At 34.0% G+C, this 2,242-nt stretch carries 1 protein-coding gene; it reads left to right on the forward strand.

The genetic code is table 11. The features are described from left to right. Positions 1–163: 163 nt before the first annotated feature. Positions 164–1,999: a leukocidin family pore-forming toxin gene (locus AB4589_RS20220; RefSeq protein ID WP_017100264.1), complete on the forward strand. Its 1,836-nt coding sequence runs from the start codon at positions 164–166 to the stop codon at positions 1,997–1,999. Positions 2,000–2,242 lie beyond the last annotated feature (243 nt).

The raw sequence follows: 2,242 nt of genomic DNA on the forward strand, positions 1-2,242 counted from the left end.
AATTACGCAACAAAGCCCATAAATTGAGCCATAAATCACCTTTCCATTATGAATTTATATGTATAATGATAAACTTAATCATCAAGGTTATAAGTGATTAATTTAAGGTGCCAACAAAGTACCATCATATTAATTTTAAAACTAAAAAATATTTAGGAGTATTATGAAACGTTTGAATTTAATAGGAATTTTAGTAACATCAGTTTTAATATCTAGATCAGTTTTAGCTAGCGATACACTGCAAGAAGGTATAAACATTCCCGTTGGTGAATCAATACATATAATGAGTGATATGGTTGATAATTCAGACTTGGTTTATATAAATGCAAAGTATTGGTTAGAATCAGGAATTTATTCAAATGGCATTGAAAATGCAATTGATTTAATTGTAAATAATGGTTATCGTTATCTGGTTGATTTTAGTGAAATAGAAGGAAATAAAGAAAAAATAAAGGCAAAACATGTCTTTAGAAAGGTATTTGGTATTTCATTGGAATCTGATTATATTGCAATAACTGAACATAACCATAACGTTATGTTTACAGAGATCAAGGATAGATATGACACAAATATCCCAATTTTGAGTAAACCTGCACCAAAAAGGCAAAAACGTTCAACATCAAACACCCCAGTAGTACACTCACCGGTACCGAGTATTTCTAGATATTATAATGCGACTAAACAAATTACTGATTCTGAATGTGATATCACTTGGAACACCCAATTAGGAGATAGATCGCGGCATCTTTGTAAAAATGCTAACATTTCGCTTGTTTATAAGATAAACATGCAACGCTCCCTTGCGTTCGGAACAATCGGCTCAGCAACGCCTGATGCTAAAATAGTAAGAGTTGGCATTGATGATTCAACCACTGGCGCAGGGATTAGTCTAAACCCTGAAATATATTCGATGTACTTAGCCTCAAGAGGCATTGTTTGGCCAAGTGGTGGGATTGAATCTGAATGGGTGTCATCCGCAATAGCACAAAACTATACGTTTGAAATGATGGCATCAAATAATAAAACAAGTATTTTAAGAACCATTCCAGCAACAAATTTAAATGTAAATTATGATAAGAAGGAAGTATCAACTTTTCAATTTGGTATTGGAGGTGATGTTGGTGCAGATAAAACATCACCCAAAATTAGTCTAAATGCCAACGCGTCATGGACAGAATCCAAGTGGTTATCATATAAAACATTTGATTATGCGGTAACGAAATCGTCAAAAAGCCCTCAACATGTATCTTTCAAATGGTCTAGAGAGCAATATAATTCACCACATGCGATACAAAAAGATGAATCGCCATATGGAGTAACAGTCAGAAAAAATTATTTTGGGAGGTTACACTTAATCAATCCAATAGGGTACGCAAACTTCACACCCAAAATGGAAGTAATCTATTATTCTGAACCTGCGACCACAGGGACAACAGACATTAGTATATCCTCATCGGTTGGAATTACTGGGTATCGTTATTATTCAGAAATCCCATCTTGGGAAGTCCTAAGATATTATTATCCTAATGAAAAAGACTTTAAAATTAAAAATGTAAAAAAAGATATTAAATTCACTGTTGATTGGGATAATCCTGTATTTATTGGCGGAAAGCCGGTTAATTTACAATTGGGTAAATTTAACAATAAATGTGTAAGTGTTAATAAAAACCTCAGTGTTAATTCTGATACTTGTAATATATCCGAACTAAAGCAGTCATTTATTTTCGATACACTTAATCGATATCAGAGTACAAGCCAACCAGGTATGTGCTTGGATGCTAGTAACATTAAAAAAGTCAGCCCTTGCAGTTTAAAGCGAACACAAAGATGGAAATGGATAGATGACAAAGATGAACTAGAGAATTCATTTACTGGAAGTAGCCTTGGTTATACTGTAAATGAAGGAGAAATTAAATTAATTCCGAAAGAGAAAAAAGCTGAGGATAATATCAACTCAGTTTCAATGTTCTCGTCATACACGGATATATTTAATATGTGACATTTTTTCCCTTGAGAGTAATAACTCAAGGTTATTAAACTTACGAGTACTAAAATACGGTTCTGTCGCAAATCTAGTTAGAGGTGTGACAGGCCAACCGGCTTTGTTGCGTAATTCAGTGGAACTAAATCCAGAACCTACGATCTGCTCAGCTACATTCACTCCCTCTCGTAGCCCTATGCCTAAACCTCGTTATAAAACAACCAACTGGAAGCAATACAATCAATCACTCATTAACCGTGG

Origin of the sequence: Vibrio sp. 10N.222.49.A3 (assembly GCF_041475145.1) — a bacterium.
GTDB classification, from domain to species: domain Bacteria; phylum Pseudomonadota; class Gammaproteobacteria; order Enterobacterales; family Vibrionaceae; genus Vibrio; species Vibrio tasmaniensis_A.

What these genes read in the sequence shown, in the direction of transcription:
- AB4589_RS20220 (WP_017100264.1), top strand. Translation starts at nt 164, where the DNA reads ATGAAACGTTTGAATTTAATAGGAATTTTAGTAACATCAGTTTTAATA.